14 protein-coding genes are annotated in these 18766 nt (G+C 75.1%); 4 read left to right on the plus strand and 10 right to left on the minus strand.

Features of this window, described 5'->3' with window-relative positions; all coding sequences use genetic code 11:
• Window positions 1-44: 44 nt before the first annotated feature.
• From ACIRPH_RS05360 to ACIRPH_RS05375, 4 genes are all read right to left on the minus strand, one after another.
• Entirely contained in the window at window positions 45-785 is a 741-nt protein-coding gene (locus tag ACIRPH_RS05360; protein ID WP_402909624.1) for a hypothetical protein, read from the minus strand.
• A gap of 173 nt (window positions 786-958) precedes the next feature.
• Window positions 959-5299, minus strand: a complete 4341-nt coding sequence (locus ACIRPH_RS05365) for a ThuA domain-containing protein (protein ID WP_402909627.1) — start codon at window positions 5297-5299, stop codon at window positions 959-961.
• 988 nt (window positions 5300-6287) lie between these two features.
• The gene (locus ACIRPH_RS05370) at window positions 6288-7091 is read right to left on the minus strand and encodes an alpha/beta fold hydrolase (protein WP_402909629.1); all 804 of its coding nucleotides are present in this window, start codon (window positions 7089-7091) and stop codon (window positions 6288-6290) included.
• 225 nt (window positions 7092-7316) lie between these two features.
• Complete coding sequence (locus tag ACIRPH_RS05375; protein WP_402911578.1) at window positions 7317-7694, minus strand: MerR family transcriptional regulator; 378 nt, start codon at window positions 7692-7694, stop codon at window positions 7317-7319.
• A gap of 110 nt (window positions 7695-7804) precedes the next feature.
• On the opposite strand from ACIRPH_RS05375, the gene ACIRPH_RS05380 reads away from it, so the two are divergent.
• A complete protein-coding gene (locus ACIRPH_RS05380; protein WP_402909632.1) occupies window positions 7805-8878 on the plus strand; it encodes an alkene reductase in 1074 nt (357 codons plus the stop codon).
• Between the two features lie 141 nt (window positions 8879-9019).
• Here the strand turns inward: ACIRPH_RS05380 and ACIRPH_RS05385 are convergent, their stop codons facing one another.
• Together ACIRPH_RS05385 and ACIRPH_RS05390 are read right to left on the minus strand one after the other, a co-directional pair.
• Complete coding sequence (locus ACIRPH_RS05385; protein ID WP_402909635.1) at window positions 9020-9682, minus strand: dioxygenase; 663 nt, start codon at window positions 9680-9682, stop codon at window positions 9020-9022.
• 63 nt (window positions 9683-9745) lie between these two features.
• Window positions 9746-10654 (minus strand): helix-turn-helix domain-containing protein, encoded by a 909-nt coding sequence (locus tag ACIRPH_RS05390; protein WP_402909638.1) that lies wholly within the window; start codon window positions 10652-10654, stop codon window positions 9746-9748.
• 133 nt (window positions 10655-10787) lie between these two features.
• On the opposite strand from ACIRPH_RS05390, the gene ACIRPH_RS05395 reads away from it, so the two are divergent.
• On the plus strand, window positions 10788-11303 hold the full coding sequence (locus ACIRPH_RS05395; protein ID WP_402909640.1) for a SixA phosphatase family protein: 516 nt from the start codon (window positions 10788-10790) through the stop codon (window positions 11301-11303).
• 91 nt (window positions 11304-11394) lie between these two features.
• Here ACIRPH_RS05395 and ACIRPH_RS05400 read toward each other — a convergent pair whose 3' ends face one another.
• Window positions 11395-13350 (minus strand): type II CAAX prenyl endopeptidase Rce1 family protein, encoded by a 1956-nt coding sequence (locus ACIRPH_RS05400; RefSeq protein ID WP_402909642.1) that lies wholly within the window; start codon window positions 13348-13350, stop codon window positions 11395-11397.
• A gap of 77 nt (window positions 13351-13427) precedes the next feature.
• On the opposite strand from ACIRPH_RS05400, the gene ACIRPH_RS05405 reads away from it, so the two are divergent.
• Window positions 13428-14159 carry a TetR/AcrR family transcriptional regulator gene (locus ACIRPH_RS05405; RefSeq protein ID WP_402909644.1) on the plus strand — a complete coding sequence of 244 codons (732 nt, stop codon included), beginning with the start codon at window positions 13428-13430 and terminating at the stop codon, window positions 14157-14159.
• Here the strand turns inward: ACIRPH_RS05405 and ACIRPH_RS05410 are convergent.
• The 3 genes from ACIRPH_RS05410 to ACIRPH_RS05420 all read right to left on the minus strand — a co-directional run bounded on the left by ACIRPH_RS05410 (window position 14137) and on the right by ACIRPH_RS05420 (window position 17934).
• On the minus strand, window positions 14137-15327 hold the full coding sequence (locus tag ACIRPH_RS05410) for an ARPP-2 domain-containing protein (protein ID WP_402909646.1): 1191 nt from the start codon (window positions 15325-15327) through the stop codon (window positions 14137-14139). The genes ACIRPH_RS05405 and ACIRPH_RS05410 overlap by 23 nt on opposite strands.
• The gene (locus tag ACIRPH_RS05415; protein ID WP_402909648.1) at window positions 15324-16751 is read right to left on the minus strand and encodes a hypothetical protein; all 1428 of its coding nucleotides are present in this window, start codon (window positions 16749-16751) and stop codon (window positions 15324-15326) included. Before ACIRPH_RS05415 ends, ACIRPH_RS05410 begins: the two co-directional genes overlap by 4 nt.
• A gap of 175 nt (window positions 16752-16926) precedes the next feature.
• Window positions 16927-17934 carry an alpha/beta fold hydrolase gene (locus ACIRPH_RS05420; protein ID WP_402909650.1) on the minus strand — a complete coding sequence of 336 codons (1008 nt, stop codon included), beginning with the start codon at window positions 17932-17934 and terminating at the stop codon, window positions 16927-16929.
• 91 nt (window positions 17935-18025) lie between these two features.
• Between ACIRPH_RS05420 and ACIRPH_RS05425 the strand changes: the two genes are divergently transcribed.
• On the plus strand, window positions 18026-18592 hold the full coding sequence (locus tag ACIRPH_RS05425) for a TetR/AcrR family transcriptional regulator (RefSeq protein ID WP_402909652.1): 567 nt from the start codon (window positions 18026-18028) through the stop codon (window positions 18590-18592).
• The last annotated feature ends 174 nt before the right edge of the window (window positions 18593-18766 follow it).

The raw sequence follows: 18766 nt of genomic DNA on the forward strand, positions 1-18766 counted from the left end.
CATGCTCCCTTCTCCGTGCCTTCGGGCGTTCCGGGACGGCGCGGTCACCGGTCGCCGCTGTCGGCGCCGTCGCCCCCGGGATCGCCGCCCTCGCCGGGCTGCGCGCCGTCGGGGCCGAGCGCGCCGCTGCCGGGCGCCGCGGGCAGGTACAGGTGGACGTGGCCGTGGCCGGACTCCACGCTGACCGTGTCCAGCTGGGTGGCCGCCACCGACCAGCCGCGGACCGCCTGGGTGCGCAGGTCCCCGGCCAGCTCCAGCAGCTCCGCCTGCTGCGCGTCCTGCGCGCGCTCCGCGTTGGAGTAGGCCACGACCGCGGAACCCAGCAGGTCCACGGCGTTGGCCAGCCCCGCGTACGCGACGTTGTGGCCGGTGTTCCCGGAGGGGGCGTCCTCGAAGTGCCCGGCGGCCTCGTGGACGGTGGTCAGCCAGGAGTCGACCTCCCCGTCCCCGGGGGCGTCCCCGGCGGGGGTGGAACCGTCGGGCGGGACGGCCGCGTCCAGGCTCTCCACCACGGGCACCAGCGCCTCGTGCGCGGCCGCGGCGCGCTCGACGAGCCGGTCGACCTGCGCGCGGTCGCGCTCCTGCGCGGAGGCCTGGAGCTCGGCGACGCGCGCCGGGTCGGGGGCGGTGCGGTCCTCCCCGGTGAAGGAGAGGACGAGGACGGCGACCAGGGCGGCGACCACCAGGACGGATCCGGCGGTCAGCCCCCAGGTGAGCTTGGGCGAGGGGGCCCCGGCCGCCTCGCGGCGCGTGTCGGGGGAGGAGCGGTCCTTCTTGGCGGACACCGTGACACCTTCTTCTCGTCGTACGTGGGGGGCCGGCGCCGCGACGTCGCTCTCGTCTTCGTCGGGGCGCCGCCGAGGGGGCGGGGCCGGCCGGAACCGGCCCCGCCGTGGTCACGGGGCCTCCGGCGGACGCCCGTCCCCGGGGAGGGGCGTCGTCCGCCGGAGGCTTCCCGTCACTCGTCGTCGATGAGGGGACGCAGCCTGTCGGCCAGCTCCAGCAGCTCCTCTCTTGCGGCGTCGTCGGCGACCGCCTCGGCCACCTCGACGAACCGGTTCAGGGCGTGTGTGGCCTGCCCGGTACGGCCGACGTTCAGGTGGTGTTCGGCCAGCTGCAGCTGCGGGACCAGCCGGCGCGCCTCGGACCTGGTCAGCGCGCCTTCGCCCTCCAGGGCGTCGATGCGCTCGTGGACCTCGGCGAACGTGACCGGCTCGACCGCGTCCAGTTCCTGGACGAGGACGTCGCGGAAGAGCACCCGGTCGGCCTCGCCGTGGTTCTGCAACCCGATGTGGCCCGAGGCCAGGTCGCGTGCCGGGTCGGTGCTCTCGAACTCGTTCACCAGCTCCCCGTTGATCCACACGCGGATCACCGGGTCGGCCACCTCGATCTCCATCTCGTTCCACTCGCCGACCCGCGCGGGGTGGGAGTCGGCCGCCCGGAAGCCGTAGACGGCGCCGGTCCGGTGGACCGGGTCTCCGTCGGGCGCGCCGTAGCCGTCGATCTGGATCTCGTAGCCCTCCTCGACGGCGACCCAGGGGTCGTCCCCGGGGTCGGGGAAGCCGACGAAGACACCGGAGTTGTCCGTCTCCTCGGGGGCGAGGAAGTCCAGCTTCAGCCGGTAGGACCCCCACTCCGTCTCGTGCCGGAGCAGCCCCATGCCGCCCCGGGTCTCCAGGGCGCAGCCGTCGCCGTCGCCGTCGTCGACGACGCCGAAGCCGCCCGGGCCCGCCATGGTCCACCCGTCGAGCGACGAGCCGTCCCACAGGGGGGTGTAGCCGTCCTCGGCCTCGGGCGGGGCGCACTCCGGCGGCTCGGCGCCGCCCGCCTCGACCGTGACGGTGGCGGTACCCGAGGCGCCGGTGGCGCCGTCGCCGTCCGTGGCCACGGCGCCGACCTCGTACTCTCCCTCGGCGGCCCCCTGCCAGACGGCCTCGTAGGGGGCCTCGTCCACCGTGGCGACGACCTCGCCGTCCACGAGGAACTCCACCTTCTCGACACCGGCCCCGGAGTGGTCGGCGACCTCGGCGGAGAGGGGGACGTCCTCGCCCTCCTCGAAGACCGCGCCGTCCTGCGGGCTGGTCAGCTCGGTCCGGGGACCGTGCCCCCCGTGGCCGTCCAGGACCGCCTCGAAGTAGTTGAGGTTGAACAGACCGTCCTCGGCGGAGGTGTCCTCACCGGTGAAGACCAGGTACAGCGTGAAGGTCTCGCCGGGGTCGGCGACGTCCATGGCCACGTCGGTCCACTCCTGCCAGCCGCCGGTGGAGGGCACGTCGACGCTGCCGAGGAGTTCACCGTCGGGGGCGTCCACGCGCGCCTCGATCGTTCCGCCCGCCCCCGCGGAGGCGACCCGGAACTCCATCTGCTCGACCCCGACGAGGTTGGTGGTCCCGTAGGAGGTCCAGTCGCCGTGGCCGATGTGGCTGACGTTGACCAGGCCGCCCTCGGCGTCCTCGGTGGGCTCGGTCCGGACCCCCTGGCTGTCGGTGAAGTACTGGGCCTGCGTCCGGGCGGGCTTGAGGGTGACCCCGTCGCTCCCGGTGAGGGCGGGCGCCCCGTCCCCGCCGGAGTCGGCGTACTCGGCCTGCAGCACCCAGAAGATGTTCATGTCGTGCCCGTGGCCGCCGTCGACCTCGGTGAGGCTGACGTCCTCGCAGCTGTCGTACTGGGTCCACGGGTGGGCGTGCCGGTCGTGGCCGAGCGAGGCCGTGACCGCGACGTCGCCGCAGTCGACGCCCTCGCCGACCGAACCGTCCTCGGCGTCCTCCACGTCCACGGTGAAGGGGATCTCGTCGCCCCAGTGGAAGTACTGGCCGTCCCGCGGGGTCCGGAAGGAGACGTCGGGCGCGGTGTTGCCCGCGGTGACCGTCGTGGTGGCCGTTCCGGTGCGCCCCTCGCCGTCGGTCGCGGTCAGCACGACCGTGTACTGGCCCGCCTCCTCGAAGGTGTGGGCGGGCGAGACCTCGGACGAGGTCCCGCCGTCGCCGAACGACCACGCGTATTCCATGGGCAGGCCGCCGGGGTGGTGGGAGCCCTCCGCGGAGAACTCCACCTCCAGCGGGGCCGGTCCCGAGGTCGCGGAGGCGCTGATGTCGGCGACCGGGGTGGTCCCGCCGCCGGTGTAGTCGATGCGCGACAGCGCCGAGTCGGCGGCCCCGCCGAAGTAGCCGGACCCGTACTCCAGCACGTACAGGGAGCCGTCCGGGCCGAACTCCATGTCCATGGGGTTGGCCAGACCGATGTCGGGGACGGTCTCGGTGATGTCCAGGACGTCGCCGTCGTCGCCCAGGTGCACCTGTTTGATCCAGTCGCGGTCCCACTCGTAGAACAGCGGGATGCCGTCGTAGTACTCGGGCCACTTGGTGTCCGACTCCAGTTCGGGGTCGAACCGGTAGGCCGGGCCGCCCATCGGGGCGCCGCCGCCGGTGCCCAGCTGCGGGAACTCCTCCGACTCCTCGTAGCTGTACCAGATCGAGGCGGGCGTGACCGGGGGGAGCTCCTCCAGCCCGGTGTTGCGCGGGGAGTCGTTCACCGGCGCGGCGCAGTCGAACGCCTCCCCGGAGGTCCCCGACGTGAAGTCGTAGTCCACGAACGCGCTGTTGTCGCCGATGCAGTAGGGCCAGCCGATGTTGGCGGGCTCGTCGATGGCGTGCCAGGAGACCGTGTTCTGCGGTCCCCGCTCCGGGTCGGGCTCGTTGGCGTCGGGCCCGTAGTCGCCCAGGTAGACGGTGCCGTCCTCCTCGTCCACCGTGAACCGGAACGGGTTGCGCAGGCCCATGGCGTAGATCTCGGGCCGGGTCCGCCCGTCGCTGTACTCCTCCGGCGGGAAGAGGTTGCCCTCGGGGATCTCGTAGCCGCCGTCGTCGGTGGGGGTGATCCGCAGCAGCTTGCCCCGCAGGTCGGCGGTGTTGGCCGAACTGCGCTGGGCGTCGAAGGCGGGGTTGCGCGACTCGCGCTCGTCGATGGGCGTGTAGCCGTCCGACCCGAACGCGCTGGTGTCGTCGCCGGTGGCCAGGTAGAGGTTGCCCTCGGAGTCGAAGTCGATGTGGCCGCCGACGTGGCAGCACATGCCCCGGTCGGTCCCGACCTCCAGCAGGACCTGCTCGCTGTCCAGGTCCAGGGCGGGGGAGTCCCCGTCCGTGAACTGGAAGCGGGAGAGGTTGTTGTGGCCCTCGTAGGGCTCGAAGTCCTCCGGAGAGCCGTCCGCGGGCGCCTCACCCGGCGGGATGCCCTCGATCACGGGCGCGTAGTACAGGTACACCCACCCGTTCTCCTCGAAGTCCGGGTCCAGGGCGATGCCCTGCAGCCCGTCCTCGTCGTGGTTGTACACCGGCACCCGGGCGATCGGCTCGGTGGTGTAGGTGTCCGGGGACCACAGCCGCACATCGCCGTCGCGGGTGATGTGCATCACGCGGCCGTCGGGCAGGACCGCCAGGCCCATGGGCTCGCCCACGGCGCCCTCGCCCTGCGCGAGGGTGACCTTCTCGAAGTTGTCCCACTGCGTGGCGCCGCAGTCGCCCTCGGCGGTCCCGGCCGCCCACCGCAGTCCGCCGAGCAGGTGCTCGGTGAACTCCGGCTCGGAGTAGGACTCGACGGTGTGGCCGCCGCCGGTGTACCAGGACCTGCCGCCGTCGTAGGCGTGGCACCAGGCGATCGGGTGGTCCCACCCCATCTGGCCCCCGGGGTCGACCTGGTCCGCGTAGGAGTCCTCGTCGAGTCCGGCCAGGACGTGCACGTCGCCGCGGGGGGACAGGTCGAAGTCGTACCACTCGTCGTGGCGTTCCCAGCTGGCCGGGAGGTGCTCGGTGGAGGGGTGGACCCTGTCGTTGACCACCACCTCGGCGTCCTGTGTGCCCGGCGGGTGGCTGGAGAAGTAGCCGCCGACGAGGTCGCCGTACCACTCCCAGTCGTAGTGGGTGTCGGAGGCGGAGTGGACGCCGACGAAGCCGCCCCCACCCTGGACGTAGCGCTCGAAGGCGGCCTGCTCGTCCTCGTCGAGCACGTCGCCCGTGGTGGAGAGCCAGATCACCGCGTCGTAGGCGGCCAGGTCCTCGTCGTTGAACACCGAGGAGTCCTCGGTGTGCTCGGTCCGGAAGCCGTGTTCGTCGCCGAGCGCCTCGACGAGCGCGACGCCGTGGGGGATCGAGTCGTGCCGGAAGCCGGTGGTCTTGGAGAAGATCAGCGTGGAGAACGCGTCCTCGCCGGTCTCGTCCGCGTGCGCGACCGGTGCGGTCGTGGTCAGCGCCATGGTGACGCCGAGCGCGAGTGCGCCCAGTGTCGGCAGGGGTCTCTTCTTCATACGGAACCTCACCTGGGGGTGGGAGCGAATCGATGAGTCCGTGCGGCGTGCCGGCGCCGACGGCAGGGGCGGCCCGGCGGTCGCGCGGCCCGGCGGGGGCCGTGTGGCGGTGACCGGTGGGCTGACGGGGAGTTCCTGCTATCAGGTGCGGGAAGCGGGGGTGTGCCGCCTCATCGGCCTCAGCCCATACCGGCTCCTTTCCTCACCGCCCCGTCGCGGGCGGGAGGCGCGGTGGCCGGGCGCCGGGCCCGGTCCGTCGACGCCCCGCCCACGTCGGGGAGGGGAGTTCCGGCGGGCGGTCCCCGCCGGACTTCGCTTGGTGCAGGGGGTACAGCTCTTCGTGACCGGTGAAGGCCATGCCGACGGTCCGGAGGCACAGCATCACCCGGTCCTGTGATCTGCCTCACCTGGCTGCCTCGAACCGTACGTCGGTCTTATGTCGATCGTCAAGCAGAAGTTGTCAGTGCAGGTCTCAATAGGTAGGGCCCGGGCATCCAATAGAGGCGGCGTCCGGGGGCCGGGGGCATGCGCGGCCACGCCGCCGTGAACGCGCCCGCGGTCCGCCCCGGACGCCGGAGTCCACCCGGCGGACCCGGCCCCTCGCGTTTCGCTCCGAGGGCGCCGGTGTGGGCGCCGGCGGCCCCGCGCCGGTGGCGGAACGGATCGACGCGCCCGTGCCCGCCCGGACGGCGGCGGCGACGGCGGACGGGCCGCGGCCCGGAGCGGGGCGCGCCGCCCCACGCCCGGACGGGCCCGGGACGGCGGACCCTCCCGGCACCGCCGGAGCGCGCCGCGCGGCGGCACGATCCGCTGCGCGTACCGGAGGCGGCACCGCACGACGCCCGGCACGAGCGCGACCGCTGCGCGCCGCGGCGCCGCCACGCGGACCGGTCCCCCGGCGGTGGGGGGCGGAGGGGCGTGCCGTCCGGCGCCGCCCCGCCGCCGTCGCCCCGCCGCCGGGTCCGGTCACCGGGACCGGACGCGGGGGTCAGGCGGCGGGGACCGCGCGCAAAAAGTCCCGCACGGCCAGGGCGTGGCCCGACGGGTCGTCGCGGTGCACCCAGTGCCCGCACCCCGGCAGCACCCGCAGCCGGGTACCGGGCCGGCGCTCGGCCATCTCCCCGGCCTGCCGGGCCGACAGCAGCGGGCTCAGGCCGCCGCGAAGGAGCAGGGCCGGGTGGTCCGAGCCCAGCCAGTCGGCCCGGAAGTCCCCGGTGTTGCCGTGCTGGGCCGCCAGCATGTCCCGGTGGTCGAACCGCAGGCGCCAGGTCCCGTCGTGCTCGTAGGCGCTGTCCGTGAAGTACCCGAGCGCGGGCACGCCCTGGCGGGTGAGGAACTCCGCCAGCGCCTCCCGGCTCGGAAAGGCCGTCGGCCACGAGGTGGTGTCGAACACCGGGTTCTCGACCTCGGAGGCGTCCGTGACGGCCCCGATGTCCTCCACCACCAGGGCGCGCACCAGCTCGGGGCGGCGTGCCGCCAGCTGGTAGGCGGTCACCCCGCCGAGGGAGTGGCCGAGGACGAACGCCGGGCCGGCGCCGAGGTGTTCCAGGAACGCGGCCGCGTCCCCGACGAAGGCGTCGCGGCCGAAGTCGCCGCCGTGCTCGGAGAGCCCGTGGCCGCGCTGGTCGAGGGCGATGACCCGGAAGTCCGGGGCCAGGTGCGGCGCGAGGCCGGCGAAGGAGGCGGCGCGGCCGAACGTCCCGTGCAGGGCGATCAGCGGGACGCCGCCCCCGCCGAAGTCGAGGTAGCTGAAGGCGCGTCCTCGCAGCGTGACGGGGGTCTGGGCGATCATGGGGCGTCCGGTTCCTCGGGTCGGGGGCGTGCGGCCTCGGCGGAGGGAGCGGCCGGTCCGGCCGGGACCCGGCGCGGCGGTCGGGGCGGAGCGGTGGCCGCCGCCGGGACTCCACGCTACAGGGCTGCCGCGGACCTCCGCCGCGTTCCGGGGCCGGGGCGGCGCCGGGGCGGTCGCGCGCACCGGCGTCCCGGTGCGGTCCGGGGTGCGGCGGGTGCCGACGGTTCAGACCGGACCGCTCGCGACGAGCCGCCTCCGGTACTCGTGCGCCTCGACCACCAGTGCGTCGAGCGCCTCCCGCCTGCGCACCAGGTCGTCGATCTCCCCGGTGATCCGGGCTCGCTCGCGCTCCATGCGCCGCATCGCACGGTCGAAGGTCTCCTCGCCGGGGGTCTCGGCGCAGGGCAGCACCTCGGCGATCACCCGGCTGGACACCCCGGCGGCCAGCAGCCTGCGGATGAACGCCACGCGCTCGACGGCGTCGTCGGTGTAGTGCCGCTGCCCGCCGGCGCTGCGCGTGCTCCTGAGCAGCCCCTGCTCCTCGTAGTAGCGCAGCAGCCGGACGCTCACACCGCTCCGTGCGGCGAGCTCGCCGATCCTCATGGCGTCCCTCGTCGTGACCTGTGGCACAGCACTTGCCCCTCACATAGATGTCAGGTTTTAGCGTAGCCACCGTACCCACCGCGCCTCACCGAACGCGAAGGAGTCCTCCCGTGACCGCACTTCTCCAGCCCTACCGGCTCGGCGGCCTGACCCTGCCCAACCGGGTGGTGATGGCCCCGATGAGCCGCGTGCGCGCCGCCACCGACGGGACGGCCACCCCGTCCATGGCCGCGTACTACGCCCAGCGGGCCACCGCCGGCCTCATCGTCGGGGAGGGGGCGCACCCCAACGCGGTCGGCCGGTCCAACCCCGGCACGCCGGGACTCCACACCGAGGAGCAGGCGGCCTCCTGGAGGCCGGTGACCGACGCGGTCCACGCCAACGGAGGGCGGATCTTCGCCCAGATCATGCACGGCGGACGGGTCTCGCACCCCGACACCACCGGTATGCGGCCGGTCGGCCCCTCTGCCGTCGCCGCCGTCGGTGACGTGTTCACCCCGGCCGGCCCGCGGCCGGCGCCGGTGCCGCGCGCGCTGGAGACGGAGGAGGTGCCACCGCAGGCGCACTCCTACGCCGATGCAGCGCGGCGGGCCGTGCGGGCCGGGTTCGACGGCGTCGAGCTGCACGGGGCCAACGGCTACCTCATCTCGCAGTTCCTCTCCTCGGAGGCCAACCTGCGCACGGACGTCTACGGGGGTTCGGTGGCCAACCGGATCCGGTTCGCCGTCGAGGCGGCGGCCGCCACCGTCGACGCCGTGGGCGCGGACCGGACCGGCGTCCGGCTCTCCCCGGGCGCGGCCTTCTGGGGGGCCTCCGAGACCGACGTGCCCGAGCTCTACACCGCCCTCCTGCGGGAGCTGGCCCGGCTCGGCGTGGCCTACGTCCACCTGGAGGCCACCGCCCCCGACGAGCTCCTGTTGGACCTGCGCCGTGCCTGGCCCTCGACCCTGATCATGAACCCGTCCGTGCCCATGGGGCCCGTGCAGGTCGACCGGGCCGCGGCCGACCGCTGGCTCGGGCTGGGCGCCGACCTGATCAGCTTCGGCCGCGCCTTCATCTCCAACCCCGACCTGGTCGAACGCCTCCGTGCCGGGCTGCCCGTCGCACCGGTCGACGAGGCCGTCTACTACCAGGGCGGCGACCAGGGGTACCTGACCTACCCGGCCTACCGGTACAGCGCGTGACACGGGGCCGGGGCGGCGCCCGCCGCCCCGGCTTCGGGAGACCGGTCCCGCCCGCCGCCCCGCCCGGCGGGGCGGCGCGGTGGAGGGGGCCGGGCCCCGGCCCGCAGGGCGGGGTCCGGCCGCGCCCGCCGCAGGGCCGGGTCAGGCGGTGAAGTCCAGGACGAAGTCGAACTCGGCGGCCCTGCCCGCTCCGCCGTCCCCGACCTCCATCAGCAGCCGGGGGTCGAACAGCAGGTCGGTGCCGTTGCGCGGCTCTCCCGGGAAGTACAGCTGCGTCGTCAGCACCGGTCTGCCCGGGGCCTGCACCTTGACGTGCAGGTGGCGGGTGCGGCCGGGGTAGAGCCCGGGGACGACGCTGGTCAGCCGGAAGGCCCCGTCCGCGCCGGTGTACTGGTGGCCGCGGTAGTCGTAGCCGGTGTTGTCGTAGACCCCGCCGTCGTCGGCCTGCCAGAAGTCGAGCAGGGCCCCGGCCACCGGGCGGCAGTCCCGGGTGAAGACGTATCCGGCCACCGCCAGCGGGACGCCGGGGTCGCCCGGGACCACCAGGTCGGAGCGGTTCGGCGAGCCCGGCGTGAAGTAGGGGCCCTCCATCTGCGGGGGAGTGGGTTCGTCGCCGTCGTCGCACTGCGGGGTGGGCGCCAGGAGCCCGCCGTGCGCGGCGCGGTCGCGCGCGAGGGCGGGGACGGAGCCGGCGGCGGACAGCAGCGCTGCCGCGGGGGCCGCGACGAGGGCGGCCCTGAGCAGGGTCTTGCGGGTCGGTCCTTCCTGCTCCGGGCGGTCGGGACGGTCGGTGCTCTCGGCCATGGGGGCGCTCCTCGGGGAGGTGGGGAGGTGCCCGGTCGGGTCTTCCTCCGGGTGAGCACGACGCTACGCTTCGTCCCCGGGGCGGGCGATGGACGCATCCCGGAGGACGTGGTGCTTCTCCGGGCCGGTGCGGGCCCGGCGGCGGAACTCCCCGGCGCTCGACCCCGTCTCGCGGCGGAAGAACCTGCAGAAGTAGGCGGGGTCGGTGAAGCCGACCGCGCGGGCCACCGCGGCCACGGTGAGCCCGGTCCCGGCCAGGAGCCTCTTGGCCTCCAGGGCGCGGGCACCGCGGAGCAGCTCGCCCGGCGTCCTGCCGGTGGCCTCCTTCACCGCGTCGGCCAGGTGGCCGGGGGTGACGCCGAGCCCGGCGGCGGCCTCGGCGACCGACATCCCCGAAGCCGCCGCGGGACCGTCCAGGAGGCGCAGGAAGCGCTCGGCCGGGCCGGGGCGCGGGGGCGCGGGCGCACGGTCGGCCGAGCGCGCCGCCCGGGTCAGCAGGATGTGCAGGTAGGCGCGGAGCACCGAGGCCATGCCCGGCCCCCGGTCACGGAACTCGCCCAGCATCTCGTCGAGCACCCCGGCGACCCCGGCGGAGGCCTCGGGCGACAGCGCCCGCCACGGTCGTTCGGCCGCCAGGCGGCGCAGCAGGCGGCGGTCCTCCGGCCGGTCCAGCAGGAAGGCGTCCTCCAGCAGCACCACGTGGCCGTCCACACCCCGGGCCCCCGCCCAGTGGTGCATCTGGCCGGCGGTGAGGATCCCCAGGTTGGGCGGGGTGATCGGCCACCGCCGCAGGTCGATGACGTGCTCGCCGTCACCGGCCGTCACGTGCACGATCTCGTGGAAGGTGTGCCGGTGCGGGAACGGGGCGCGCGACAGCGGGCCGATCGCGTCGAAGGTCCCGATGGCGAACGGGAAGAGCTGCGGGGCGGGGACCTCCAGCCGGTGCAGCTCCAGGGGGGAGGCGGTCTGCATGCGCGCTCTCCTACCCGGTGCGCGGGCCCGTACGCGGGCGCGGCCCGGAAGCCGCCGCACCGGGTCCGTCGCGCCGGGGACCGCTTTCCCCGAAGACCCGTCACGCGACTACGCACCGTGACAGCATCGGGGCATGAGTGAAACCGCACGCACCATCACGCTCCTCCGTCACGGCAAGGCCGAGTGGAACGACGGGGACGACCACGAACGCCCGCTCGCGGAGCGGGGCAGGAAGGACGCCCCGGCCGCCGGGAGGTGGCTGGCCGGCTCGGGGCTGCTGCCCGACCTCGCCTTGTGCTCGACGGCCGCGCGCTGCCGGGAGACCTGGAAGCTCGCCGCCGCCGAACTCCCGCAGCGCCCCAGGACGGTCTACGAGGACCGGCTCTACGAGGCGTCGGCGGGCGAGCTGATCGCCCTGCTCAACGAGGTCGACGACGAGGTCGCCCACCTGGTGGTCGTCGGCCACAACCCGGGCGTGCACGCCCTCGCCGACGCGCTCGCCGGAGAGGCCGAGGGCGACCTGCTCCCCAGGTTGAACCGGTCCGGGTTCCCGACGTCCGCGATCGCGGTGCTGGGCTTCGCCGGGAGCTGGAAGGGCGTGGAGCACGGCGCCGCGCGGCTGTCCGCCTTCTGGGCCCCGCACGCCTGAGGGCCCGGCCCGCCGGGACCCCGCGCGCCCGCACGCCGGGTCCCGGCCGCCCGGTCGGCCCGGGCGGGCGCGGGGTCCCGCGCCGGAGGGCTCAGGGGCCCTCGGCCGGGACCGTCGCGGCGTAGCGGGCGGCGAGGGTGCGGAAGGCCTCCTTCGGCTCCCAGTGGCCGTCGTCGGGGGACAGCCCCGACTCCAGCGGCGGCGGGCGCACGATCCCGAAGCTCGCCATGTCCAGGTCGCGGGCGGGGTCGGGGGAGTAGCGGCAGTCGCCCTCGACGAACATGCACACGAACGCGCCCATCACGTCCTCGGTCTCGTACACGTCCAGCAGCTCGCCGATCACCTCGGCCTGGACGCGTTCGTCCCGGACGTGGCCGCCCGTGACCCGGCGGTCGTCCAGGTCGTCCCAGTCCATGATGTCGCCGCCCGACCCGCCCTGGTACCGCGCCGCCTCGTAGGAGCAGCAGCCGAACTCGGTGACCAGGACCGGTTTGCCCGTCGCCCGCAGCCGCCGCAGCCCCTGCCGGTAGGTGGCGCGGGTCAGGACGTCCAGGTAGTAGTCCACCCCGATGACGTCGAACGGGGTCCAGTCCACGCTCTCCCAGGTCCCCGAGCCGTAGGTGAGCGGTCCGCCGAACCGGGCCCGGGCGGTGGCGGCCAGCTCGCCCAGGAAGCGGTTGAGGCGGTGGTTGAACAGCGGGAACAGCGGGGACAGCAGACCGAGCGCCCTGGTGCGCGCGTCGAAGTCGCGGCCGGGGACGATGCCCCGCACGAACATGCTGAGCTCGCAGCCCACGTTGACGCCGACCCGCTCCGGGTGCTTCCCGCGCAGCCGCTCGGAGAACTCCGCCGCCCGTGCCAGGCGGGCGACGGCCTCCTCCCGGCCGCCGTCGACCAGCCGGGGCTGGACCCACACGTACAGCCCGCGGGCCAGGGCGAGACGGGCGGCCTCCTCCAGCCGCCCCAGGTCCTCCCCGAAGACGGTCACCGCCGTGCAGTGCAGGTCCTCGCGGATCACCCGCATCTCCTCGTCCACCACGTCGGGACGCCACCGGGGGCGTGAGTGCTGCCCCGGCCGGTAACTGGAGCCGACGTCGTACAGGACGCCCTTCTGCCCGAGCTCGCGGCGGGGTCCTGGCACGGAGCCCGGTGTGGCCGCGGCGAGGTCGGGGCGCCGGCTCCGGAACGAGGTCACGGCCCAGACGGCGGCCAGCGCCGGCCCGAACACCAGCAGCACCTCCCACAGCCCGGCCGCCTGGAGCAGGCGCAGGTCGAGCGCGGTGTACGCGAGTCCCCCGGCGGCCAGGGCCGTGCGCGTGGCGAGCACCGTCCACACCTCGCCGGTGGTCATGCGCAGGACCCCGGTGAACACCCCCAGGAGGAACAGGTGGAACGCGTTCGCGTACGCGCCGGCGACCAGCGCGGCCGACACGGCGAACAGCGCGGCCTGGAGCAGGAGGGCGGCCCAGGGGGAGAACCGCTCGCCCAGGACCCCCTGCGCGTAACCGCGGAACACCAGTTCCTCGGGGAGGAGCTGTGCCAGCACGAGCAGCGGGAGCACGGCGGCCAGGGCCGGGACGGCGGCGGCCGCGGCGCCGGGGTCGACGGAGGCCGCGCCCACCGCCACCGCGGTGGCCAGGAACAGCGCGGTGGAGAGCAGCGTCGCCAGCAGGGCGACCAGGGGCATGGCCCAGCCCCTCGGGTAGCGGCCCAGACCGAACGCGGCCAGGGGCCGGCGGTCCAGGAAGCGGGCGGCGGCCCACAGCAGGGGCACGGTCCCGGCCACGGTGAAGGCGGCGCGCACGGCCAGGGCGAGCGGGTCCTCCGCGGTGGCGCCCGGGCCCGGGAGGAGCGCGGTGGAGGCGGCGGCGAGGGCCCCGATCCCGGTCGCGGCCGCCGCGACGACGGCCGTCCGCAGCAGGGGCGCCGTCCGCCGCGGGGGCGCAGGCGGGGCGGAGGCCGGCGGTGAGAGGGCCGCGTCCCCCTCCGCCGAAGGCTCCCGGCCGGGCCGGGGCCCCCGCTCCGGCGGGGGCGTCTGTTCGGGCATGGGGGCCTCCCCGAGATAAACTCCGTACACCGTTCGACTCATCGAACAGTGTACGGAGTTCTCGGGAGGAGACAACGGTGGCGACCGCCGACGACCCCACGACCACCCTCGGTCTGCTGTGGGAAGGGCCGGGCCGGCCCCGGCGCGGGCCCCGGCACCACCTCACCGTCGACGCCCTCGTCGGAGCCGCCCTGGAGATCGCCGAGCAGGAGGGCGTCGACGCCCTGTCCATGCGCGGTCTCGCGGCCAGGCTCGGCGTGGGGGCGGCCACCCTGTACACCTACGTCCCCGACAAGTCGGCCCTGGTCGCCCTGATGGTGGACACGATGATCGGCGAGGCGCCGCTGCCGCACACCCGCCCGGGGGGCTGGCGGGAGCGCGTCGAGGCGTGGGCGCGCGAGAATCTGCGCTCGTACCGCGAACACCCCTGGCTCGTCCGCCTGATGGGCGCCGCGCAACCCGTCGGCCCCCACGCCTTCGCCTGGACCGACTCCGCGCTCCGCGTCTTCGACGGCACCGGCCTGACCGGCCACGAGGCGCTCACGGTCGTCGAGGCCGTCGACGGCTACACCCGCGGCCACGTCGCGAAGGCGGTCGAGGCCGACCGGGCCGCGCGGTGGACCACCCCCGACGGCCGCACGTGGGACACCGTGCAGGACGCCTTCCTGGAGGCGCACGCGGAGCCCGGCCGCTACCCGGCGATCGAGCGCCTCACCGGCGCCCCCGGTATCGAGGAGGTGTTCGAGGCGGGGCTCGCCTGGCTCCTGGACGGCGTCGCGCAGAGGATCAGGGAGCGCGCCGCCGGCTAGCCGCGCGGTGCTCGGCCAGCAGGCCGGGGGAGAGCAGGTGGGACAGGCGCGCCCGTTCCAGCCGGTCGACCAGGCCCGAGCGCGTGGTACCCAGTGAGAGGGCCGCCCGGTCCAGCTCCCAGTCGGCCTCCCCGAGCACCCGGAGCAGCCGGCCGCGGCGGCTCTGGGCGGGGGAGAGCCGGAGCGACTTGAGGTAGGCGACGCGGCCGTGCCGGTCCGCGACGACCTCCCCGACATGGTCGACGCCCCCGCGGGCGAAGGCCGGGACGAGCCGCCTCACCGTGAACGGGCGCTCCCGGGGGTCCGGCGCTCCGGCGCCGCCGAAGCCGCGCGAGCCGCCCGACGCGTGCAGGCCGCCCGTCAGCGAGGACAGCATCAGGTCGTCGTGGGCGCGCAGCGTGTCGCTCCGGCTCCGCTCCACCCGCTCGCGCAGGTCCGCCAGGGTGCGGACACCGCGTTCCCGGATCGGCGTGTACAGCGGCCGGGCCTCGCCCGCCAGCAGGCCGTACATGTACAGGCCCTCCCCGAACATGTCCATGAGCAGGCCGGCGTGCAGGGCCCGGTAGTCCTCCGGGTGCGGGTACAGGTGCGCCGACGCCAGGACGTCGGCCAGGTGGACCACGACGCCGCACTGGTCCGGATGGATCTCGAAGACCCGCAGCGCCTCGGCCAGGCCCTCGATCTCCCCGCCCAGGTACGTGGTCAGCGCGGGGGAGGACAGGCCGCGGTGGACGGTGGCACGGGACCACTCCGCCCAGGCGACGGAGGGACCGCCCGCGTGCAGGGACAGCAGCCCGTCCACCGCCAGGTCCAGAGGCAGGAACCGGGCCCTGCCGCGGACGGCCGTGCGTGCCCTGCGCGAGCGCAGGTCCAGGTACGCGCGGCGCGGGGCCGGGGAACCGGGCGGGACGAGCTGGGTCCCGTAGGAGGCGCTGGGCGCGGTGTCGCCCTCCCAGGTCAGCACGTACGCGTGGGGGACGAGGCCGCACGTCCCGTCGTCCTGGGGGGCGGAGGCGTCCACCAGGTCGCCGGCCACCTGGGGGTGCAGCCGCAGCCGCGGGACCGGCGCGGACCGGAGCAGCGGGACCAGCCGCACGTTCCCCCACTGCTGGGCCGGGCCGGTGCGCACGCCCTCTCCCAGGGTGAGCCCCGGGAATCCCTCGCTCACGGGGCCTCCAGATAGGCGTCGGCGGTGGAACGCAGGTGTTCGCGCAGGTCGGACAGGCCGAGGCGGCCCTCGCCGAACCGCGCCAGCTCCACCAGGGACGGCAGCGTACGCGGATCGCGCAGGCCGATCGTGGGCACGGCGGGGGAGAGGGGACGCATCCCCAGCCCGTCGGCGTCGAACACCGGGTTGAGGTGCACCATCGCGGTGGCGCGGTCCGGGTCCACGTGCCGCCGCCACAGCGTGAGGGTGTCGGCGAGCAGGGGCGGGGTGCTGTCGTGCCCGTCGGACACCACGACCACCCGCGCGGGGCCCGTGTCGAGCGCGTCCAGGATCCGCTCCGCCAGGAGGGTGGGCCCCGCCGGGCGCACCGTCAGGGAATCGGTGTGCCCCGACACCCAGTGGGAGGAGCTGTCCGGGGCCAGGGCCCGGATCAGGTGGTGGCAGGCCAGGGCCGCCGCCAGCGGGTGGTGGCGCCGCACCGGCGAGCCGATCGAGGAGTAGCTGTCGTCCAGCACCGCGGCCGTGCGGGGCCACGTCCCCGCCGCCGGACCGGCGGCGCGGAGCGCCGACGCGGCCAGCGCTCCCTCCAGTTCCGCGCGGCGGTCGCGGCGCTCGGCCGTCGGAAGGGACAGCACGTACACGCACAGGCGCAGCAGCGGGGCGGCGGCCGGGTCCGGACCCGCGCCGACGCCGTGGCGCCGCACGGTTCCCGCCAGCCGCAGCCGCTCCGCACGGGTGGCGCGCTCGCGCACGCCCTCCAGGAACACGCCCCGGGGCACCCGGTGGCGGGCCGCGAACCCCTCGGCCACCGTGTACGGCAGGTCGTACAGGTCCGACGCCGAGTAGTGGGCCCTCCCGTGCGCCCGCAGCAGCGGGGAGCCGTAGCGGTGCCGCCTGCGCTCCTCGGGCGGCGAGAACAGGAACACGCCCACCTCCTCGGGCAGGGCGACACGGGCGTGCCGGGCCGCCGCGCGCAGCCCCGGCCGGTACTTGACCGCGTCCAGGTCCAGGTTCGGGCGCGCGGCGATCCACGCGCGCATCGTGGCCCGGGTGCGCCGGTTGTTGACCCGCTCCCGGGCCAGACGGGCGAACAGGCGGTACACGCGCTGGGGCGGCATCTCCGCGAGGCGGCGCCGGATCAGGGCGTTCTCCCGCGCCCGCTCCCCGGCGGACGCGCCGGTGCGCGGGTTCGACAGCAGCCGGTGGACGATGGCGGCGGCGTTGTGGTCGTTGACGTGCAGCGCCAGCGCGAGCGCGTACAGGTCCGGGTGGGTCCCGTGGACGTACTCGTGCAGGAACTCCAGGGACAGCCGCTGCTCCGCCGCGCCCGAGTGGAACTCGCGCTGCCCCGTCGAGGAGATTGCCGCGCTCGTGAACAGCAGCAGGTCCTCGCAGGCGAGCAGGTCGGCGTAGGTGTCGGTCATCGGGGCTCCAGCGGGGCAGGGGGAGGGCGGGCCGGGGAGCGGCGGCGCGATCGGCGTGAAGGGTGCTTGGAAGGCAGTTCTCGGAAGTCGCGGTCGAGTCCCACGGCCCGCCCGCGCCGACGGTAGCAAACCCGCCCGCCCCGCCGGTACCGGGTTTCGCGGCGCGGACCTCCCCTCACCGGTCGTGGGCGGCCCAGTACCCCTCCAGCTCCGTGCCGAGCCGCTCGGCGGCCTGCATGGGGAGGGAGTGGGTGGTGTCCGGCCAGACGGTGACCGGTTCCAGGCCCAGGGCCCGGGCGCGGTCCGCGGCCTCCCCACCGCCCGCCAGGGACTTGTCGGCGGCCAGGTCGACCCGCACCGGCACGGACAGCGACCGCCACTCCCCGTCGGTGAGCGTCCGGGGCGTCACGGAGACGGCGGAGTAGTGCCGCGACCCCTCGTCGATCATCACCGACATCGGCGTGCGCTCGCGGACCTCCTCGACCGAGACGCCCCCGATCCCCGCCATCGCGCGGTCCTTCCACGACTGCGGCCCCGGCAGGAGGAGCAGGACCGACCACAGGTAGGTCGAGGCGGGCAGCCCGTGCAGGACCATCACCGGTTCGAGCAGGGTCAGGGAGGCCACGCGGCCGGGATGGGCGAGCGCGTGGTCGGCCGCGATCGCCCCGCCGAAGGAGTGCCCGACCACGTGCGCCCGTTCGAGGGCCAGACCCGCGAGGGCCTGCTCCACCCAGGCGGCCTGGTCGTCGAAGGAGGACAAGGGCACCGACTGGGTCGACATGCCCGCGTCGCCGACCGCGTCCATGGCGTAGACGGTGCGCCGGCCGATCCAGTGGGTGAGGTTCTCGCCCCACATCGGCGCGCCGGAGCGGGTCCCCGGCAGGAGCACCACCGGCAGCCCGCCCTGCGCCCCGTCGCCCGGGGCGGCCCACTCGTACACCCGCACGGAGCCGTACCCGGTGGCGACGTCGTGGGTGCGGGTCGGCGCGGGCAGGCCCGCCATCACGTCGTCGTAGGCGGCCCGGTAGGACTCGAACCCCTCCCGGCCGCGCCAGTGGCCCACCTCCGGTTCGGGCGCCGCGACCGAGACGGCCTTGTCCACCACCAGCCATGCCACGACCAGCGCCGCCAGGACCCGCAGCACGCGGCGGCGCCGGGTCCGGCGCTCGGGCCTGTCACTCATGGGAACCCCCGGAAATACAGTCGTATTGGACCGCGTTCCGAGTGTACACCCCTGGCAATACGTTCGTATTGTCCTTGGTTATGATGGCGGCATGGACAGCTCCGGGCCGGACGAACGAAGAACCGCCATCATCCGGGCGGTCTGGCGGGTGATCGCCGAGGACGGCATGGGCGCGGTGTCCATCCGCAACGTGGCCTCGGCGGCCGGGGCGTCGGTCGGGCGGATCCAGTACTGGTTCCCGAGCAAGGACGAGCTCCTGCGGGCCGGTCTGGAGGAGATGCTGTCGGAGGCCGCGCGGCTCCACGCCGAGGCCGCGCGCGGCGCCGACGACCGCGAGGTGCTGTGGCGGCTGGTCGGCCATGCCGTGCCCCGGGCGGAGTCGGACCGGGCCGGGGTCTCGGTGTTCCACCAGTACGTCGCCGCCGGTTTCCACCACCCGGAGCTGGCCCGCCTGCTGGCCGGGGCCAAGGACGGGGCGGAGGCCGAGGCGGCCCGGCTGCTCGCCGGGATCGCCCCCCGCCTCGCCGACCCCCGGGCGGCGGCCCGGTCGCTGATCGCCGCCGCCGACGGCCTGTCCATGCGCGTGCTGATCGGCGGCCTCTCCGCCGGGGAGGCCGAGGAGGCCCTGCGGTCCCAGCTCGACCGGGTCCTGTCCTGAGTGCGGAGGGGTCCCGGGGCGGCGCCGGTCGCACCGCTTCACGCGCGGCGCGCCGGGCGGTCCGCGGGGTTTCCCCGCCGGGCGGCGATGGTCCCTGTCGTCCACATTTATCTTATATGGGAAAAAAGTGACACGGGCTCCGGGAATGGCGTTCGCGGGTGTCGGTGGGGCATT

Source organism: Nocardiopsis sp. NPDC101807, from assembly GCF_044766605.1.
Classification (GTDB): domain Bacteria; phylum Actinomycetota; class Actinomycetes; order Streptosporangiales; family Streptosporangiaceae; genus Nocardiopsis; species Nocardiopsis tropica.

What these genes read in the sequence shown, in the direction of transcription:
- ACIRPH_RS05365 (WP_402909627.1), bottom strand. Translation starts at nt 5,299, where the DNA reads ATGAAGAAGAGACCCCTGCCGACACTGGGCGCACTCGCGCTCGGCGTC.
- ACIRPH_RS05370 (WP_402909629.1), bottom strand. Translation starts at nt 7,091, where the DNA reads ATGATCGCCCAGACCCCCGTCACGCTGCGAGGACGCGCCTTCAGCTAC.
- ACIRPH_RS05375 (WP_402911578.1), bottom strand. Translation starts at nt 7,694, where the DNA reads ATGAGGATCGGCGAGCTCGCCGCACGGAGCGGTGTGAGCGTCCGGCTG.
- ACIRPH_RS05385 (WP_402909635.1), bottom strand. Translation starts at nt 9,682, where the DNA reads ATGGCCGAGAGCACCGACCGTCCCGACCGCCCGGAGCAGGAAGGACCG.
- ACIRPH_RS05390 (WP_402909638.1), bottom strand. Translation starts at nt 10,654, where the DNA reads ATGCAGACCGCCTCCCCCCTGGAGCTGCACCGGCTGGAGGTCCCCGCC.
- ACIRPH_RS05395 (WP_402909640.1), top strand. Translation starts at nt 10,788, where the DNA reads ATGAGTGAAACCGCACGCACCATCACGCTCCTCCGTCACGGCAAGGCC.
- ACIRPH_RS05400 (WP_402909642.1), bottom strand. Translation starts at nt 13,350, where the DNA reads ATGCCCGAACAGACGCCCCCGCCGGAGCGGGGGCCCCGGCCCGGCCGG.
- ACIRPH_RS05415 (WP_402909648.1), bottom strand. Translation starts at nt 16,751, where the DNA reads ATGACCGACACCTACGCCGACCTGCTCGCCTGCGAGGACCTGCTGCTG.
- ACIRPH_RS05420 (WP_402909650.1), bottom strand. Translation starts at nt 17,934, where the DNA reads ATGAGTGACAGGCCCGAGCGCCGGACCCGGCGCCGCCGCGTGCTGCGG.
- ACIRPH_RS05425 (WP_402909652.1), top strand. Translation starts at nt 18,026, where the DNA reads ATGGACAGCTCCGGGCCGGACGAACGAAGAACCGCCATCATCCGGGCG.